This is a genomic window from Clostridium sp. UBA5119, from assembly GCF_002414285.1.
Lineage (GTDB): Bacteria > Bacillota > Clostridia > Clostridiales > Clostridiaceae > Clostridium_J > Clostridium_J sulfidigenes.
This window is the reverse complement of sequence record NZ_DHYX01000005.1, coordinates 5,609-10,107: the sequence shown is the minus strand read 5'-3', so window position 1 is coordinate 10,107 and position 4,499 is coordinate 5,609. Positions and strand designations below refer to the sequence as shown.

General features: G+C 31.3%; 1 protein-coding gene and 1 pseudogene. One reads left to right on the top strand and one right to left on the bottom strand.

Annotated features, from left to right (window positions below):
• Window positions 1-146 precede the first annotated feature (146 nt).
• A pseudogene (locus B2671_RS00205) lies at window positions 147-3,591 on the top strand (pyruvate carboxylase).
• 155 nt (window positions 3,592-3,746) lie between these two features.
• Here B2671_RS00205 and B2671_RS00200 read toward each other — a convergent pair.
• The gene (locus B2671_RS00200) at window positions 3,747-4,256 is read right to left on the bottom strand and encodes a ferritin (protein WP_346868587.1); all 510 of its coding nucleotides are present in this window, start codon (window positions 4,254-4,256) and stop codon (window positions 3,747-3,749) included.
• Window positions 4,257-4,499: the final 243 nt, after the last annotated feature.

The window sequence follows — 4,499 nt, the reverse complement described above, 5'->3', positions numbered from 1 at the left end:
GAAGTGTGTGATATAATTAAAAACATGTTATTGGAGTCCAATTATTTTTGTTAAAAAAATATATTTTGCATAAACTAAAGATTATATATTGCATAAGTTTATAAAGTTTTTAGTTGAAAATAATAAAAGATGGTGGTGTTTTTTATATGACTAAGAAAAAATTCAAAAGAGTATTAGTAGCAAATAGAGGAGAAATTGCAATAAGAATATTTAGAGCTTGTCATGAGCTTGGAATAAGAACTGTTGCTATATATTCTGAGGAGGATAAGCTTTCTCTTTTCAGAACAAAGGCCCATGAAGCCTATCAGATTGGAAAGAATAAGAGCCCTGTTGACGCTTATTTAAATATTGATGAAATAATTAATCTTGCATTAAAAAAGCGTGTAGATGCCATCCATCCAGGTTATGGATTCCTATCTGAAAATCCTGAGTTCGCTAGAAAGTGTAAAGAGGCAGGAATAGAATTTATAGGANNCTAGAGCAGAAATGATGGATAGATTAGGGGATAAAATAAAATCAAAAATTGTAGCAAAAGAAGTTGGTGTACCTGTAATACCAGGAGTTGAAAAGCCAATTACTTCAGAGACAGAAGCAATTAAGTTTGCAAAAGAATGTGGATATCCAATCATGCTAAAGGCTGCTGCCGGTGGTGGTGGAAGAGGTATGAGGATAGTAAGAAAAGAAGAAGAACTTCTGGAGTCTTTTAAAAGTGCTAAAAATGAGGCAAAAAAGGCTTTTGGAATAGATGATATATTTATAGAAAAATATCTAGAAGGACCTAAACATATTGAGATTCAAGTTCTTGGAGATAAGCATGGTAATATAGTTCATCTTTATGAAAGAGATTGTTCAATACAAAGAAGACATCAAAAGGTTATTGAATTTAGCCCAGCTGTATCTCTAAGTAAAGAAAAAAGACAAGTTATCTGTGAGGATGCTTTAAAGATTGCAAAATCCGTAGGATACATAAGTGCTGGAACTTTAGAGTTCTTAGTAGATATACATGGCAATCACTATTTTATTGAGATGAATCCAAGAATACAAGTAGAACATACTGTTAGCGAAATGACTACAGGAATAGATATCGTCCAAAGTCAAATTTTAATAGCGCAGGGATATAGTTTAGATTCTAAGGAAATAGGAATTTTTTCACAGGAGGATGTAAAACCAAGAGGTTTTGCAATCCAATGTAGGGTAACTACAGAAGATCCTTCTAATAGTTTTGCCCCAGATACAGGAAAAATAGATGTTTATAGAACAGGTTCAGGATTTGGGATAAGACTAGATGGAGGAAATGGATTTAGTGGTGCTGTAATTAGTCCTTATTACGATAGTTTACTTGTAAAAACAACAGCTTATTCTAGAACCTTTGAAGATACAATTAGAAAATCCATACGTTCCATTAAAGAGTTAAATATTACTGGAGTTAAGACCAATATAGATTTTCTAATAAACGTATTAAATAATGAAACCTTTAGAAGAGGAGAATGTGATACTAATTTCATAGCAGATAATCCTCAATTATTTGATATAAAACCTAGAACTGATGAAGAATATAAGGTTTTAAAAATCATTGGAGAAAAAATAGTAAATGAAACTAAGGGAAATAAGAGAGAATTTGATGTACCAGTTATTCCAGTTGTAGACTCTTTAGAAGGCATACAAGGTACAAAGAAAATATTAGATGAACAAGGTCCAGAGGGTGTTGTAAATTGGATTAAGAATCAGAAAAAACTATTAATTACCGATACTACTATGAGGGATGCACAGCAATCCTTAATGGCTACAAGAGTGAGAAGTAGGGATATGTTCAACATTGCAAAGGCGACCTCAGCCTATGGAAGAGATTTATTTTCTCTTGAGATGTGGGGTGGAGCTACCTTTGATACGGCTTACAGATTCTTAAAAGAATCTCCATGGGAAAGACTTGAAGAATTAAGAAAAAGAATTCCTAATGTTATGTTCCAGATGCTAATAAGAGGAGCTAATGGAGTAGGATACAAAAATTATCCAGATAACGTAATAAAAGAATTTATAAGAGAATCTTCAAACAGTGGTATAGACATATTTAGAATTTTTGACTCACTTAACTGGTTAAAGGGTATAGAGACTTCTCTTGAGGAAGTTTTAAACTGTGGGAAGTTAGCAGAAGTTGCTCTATGCTATACTGGAGATATTTTAGATGTAACTAGAGATAAATATAGTCTTGAATACTATATAAATAAGGCTAAAGAAATAGAAAAAATGGGAGCTCATATACTTGCTATAAAGGATATGTCTGCATTGCTTAAACCTTATGCAGCTAAAAAACTTATTAAAGCATTAAAAAATGAGATTTCAATACCTATTCATTTACATACCCATGACACTACTGGAAATGGTGTAGCAACTGTACTTATGGCAGCAGATGCTGGAGTAGATATTATAGACACAACCTTTAATAGTATGTCTGGTTTAACTAGCCAACCAGCTCTAAACTCTGTAGTAGCAGCTCTTGAAAATACAGACAGAGATACTGGTATAAATGTAAGTGAAATTCAAAAATTATCAAATTATTGGGATGCTGTGAGACCGGTATATGAACAGTTTGAATCAGGACTTAAGTCAGGTAGAGCAGAAATTTATAAATATGAGATTCCAGGGGGACAATATTCAAACTTAAAACCTCAAGTAGAAAGTTTTGGACTTGGTCATAGATTTGAAGAAGTTAAATCTATGTACAAAGAGGTAAATAATATGGTAGGGGATATAATAAAAGTTACACCTTCTTCAAAAATGGTAGGGGACATGGCCATTTTCATGGTTCAAAATGGATTAACTTCTGAAAATATCTGTGAAAAGGGAAGAAATATGGCTTTTCCAGATTCGGCAGTATCTTATTTCAAAGGGATGATGGGTCAACCAGAAGGTGGATTCCCAGAGGAACTACAAAAGATAGTTTTAAAGGGTGAAAGGGCTATAACGGATAGACCAGGAGAATTATTACCATCTGAAGACTTTAATAAAATTGAAGAATATTTAAAGGATAAATATAAATATAATCCATCTAAAAAAGATGTTATAAGTTATGCTTTATATCCTGAAGTATTTGAAGATTTCTTAAAATTTGTTTCAGAGTATGGTGATGTAAGTCGTATGGGTAGTGATGTATTCTTCCATGGACTTGCAGAGGGTGAAACTTGTGAAGTTGAAGTTGCAGAAGGAAAGACTCTTATAGTTCAATTTATAGAAATAGGTAAATTAGATTCAGAAGGATATAGAACTCTAGCCTTTGAAATTAATGGAAATAGAAGAGAAATTAAAATTAAAGATAAAACAGCAAGTGCTTTAAAGAGTAGTGGTAGTGATAACTCTATAAAGATGGCTAATGCTGAGGATAAGCTAGAGATTGGAGCAAGTATTCCTGGAACTATAATTAAAGTCTTAGTAGAAAAAGGACAACAAGTTAAAGAGGGAGAGAGCTTACTGACAATAGAAGCAATGAAAATGGAAACTAATATAGTAGCTTCTATGGATGGTACTATTGACTCCATTCTTGTATCAGAAGGACAACAAGTAAAGACAGGACAATTACTAGTAAAATTAAATTAATAATTTATATTTTAAATTCCTAGTAATATATAATTGCAACCCTATAAAAAATTTATATATATTATAAAAGACTTACTTAATGTTGTATCACTAAGTAAGTCTTTTGCATTGTCATTATACTCACTAAATATTATAATGAGTAATTGATTTTCACATTAAGCAGTAGTTGGTGGAGTGAAAACTCTTGTAGCAAGTTCTTCATCTAACATATATAAGGCTGCTGGATTATCTTCAGCTCTTTTAATCTTTTTAAGAAGAGTATTAAAGGTGTTTTCCTCTTCAACCTGTTCATCTATGAACCATCTAAGTAAGCTCATAGTTGCATGTTCTTTTTCTTCAGAAGCAATATCTGCTAACTTATAAATCCTACTTGTAACTAGTTGTTCATGTTTATAACCAGTTTCAAACACATCTATTATACTTTCATATTTACCCTCTGGTTTATCAATTTTATCTAATTCAACAACACCATTTTTTTGAAAAATATAGTCATAAAGTTTCATTGCATGAAATAATTCCTCTTGAGCTTGAACTCTAAAGAAATTAGCTATTCCACTTAAATCAACAGATTCAGCATAGGCTGACATAGCTAAATAAGTGTAAGATGAATAAAATTCAAAGTTTACTTGGTCATTAAGATTTTTTAATAAATTATCACTTAACATTAGTATACCTCCTTGTAATCTTTAGTTTATTATAGGATTTTAGATATTTAGTACTATTCTACATGATTTACCATAGTTATTCAAATTATAACAACTAAAACAATTTAATAGTAGGAATAAATATTATTATTTAATTAATATTTAATTAATTGAAGGTTTCCAAGTACCCTTATAATAAAAGTATACAGATAAAGCAGTTCCTATTATCCAACCAAGAGGAAAAGCCCACCAGATACCAGAATA

Excerpts from the sequence above, each read along its gene's own strand:
- B2671_RS00200 (WP_346868587.1), bottom strand. The coding sequence starts at position 4,256 with ATGTTAAGTGATAATTTATTAAAAAATCTTAATGACCAAGTAAACTTT.